At 44.2% G+C, this 710-nt stretch carries 1 protein-coding gene; it reads right to left on the reverse strand.

Translation table 11 applies throughout. The features are described from left to right. Window positions 1–710, reverse strand: a 710-nt coding sequence (locus ACT3RN_RS16010; protein WP_444518856.1) for an IS5 family transposase, incomplete at both ends; no start/stop codon positions are given.

Consider the following 710-nt stretch of genomic DNA (forward strand, 5'->3'; position numbering starts at 1 on the left):
AGAGCGACCGTATTCTCATAACTCTGCTTGAGCTTATCAAATCTGGTGGCAACTGCCCTATACTGTTTTAGCTTAGCAAAAGCATTTTCTACTAAGTGGCGTACCTTGTACAAGTTCCAGTCCATATGGTCGTTAGAGGACTTTGTATTTCGTTTCCGAGGGATGTTATCACACGTCCCTGCTTGTTCAATATGGGCTCGTAGCGCATCAGAATCATAGCCTTTATCGGCACATAAAACCTCTGTATCGCTCAAATCAACCTTGTCTATTAAGTCAGGAGCGACTTTAACATCGTGGGTTGTACCATCTGACAAGATAAAAGTGAGTGGATTGCCATGAGCATCAACTGCCAAATGAATCTTGGTCGCGCGTCCTGCAACACTTTTACTAATAGCCTGCGCATTCTCATTGCCACCACTGCTGTGCTGATGCGCTTTAATATGAGTGCCATCGATAAAGACCCATTCAAGGTCTGCGTCCTTGATCAGTAACGTAAAAAGCGCAATCAGCTTATTACTGCGAGACCAGCGCTGGTAAGCTTTATAGATGGTATTGGGCTTGCCAAAGTACGGTGGTAAGTCACGCCAAGGGCAACCAACGCGCATCCGATACAACACACCTTCAACCGTATTTCTAAGATTTCCTTTGTCATAGATATTCAACTCTAGTAAGATAGGTCTTAGTCTTGTCCAGTGTTCATCTTTGAGCAT

The sequence above is a fragment of the Psychrobacter sp. AOP5-GZ1-6 genome (assembly GCF_052376345.1).
Taxonomy (GTDB): Bacteria; Pseudomonadota; Gammaproteobacteria; order Pseudomonadales; family Moraxellaceae; genus Psychrobacter.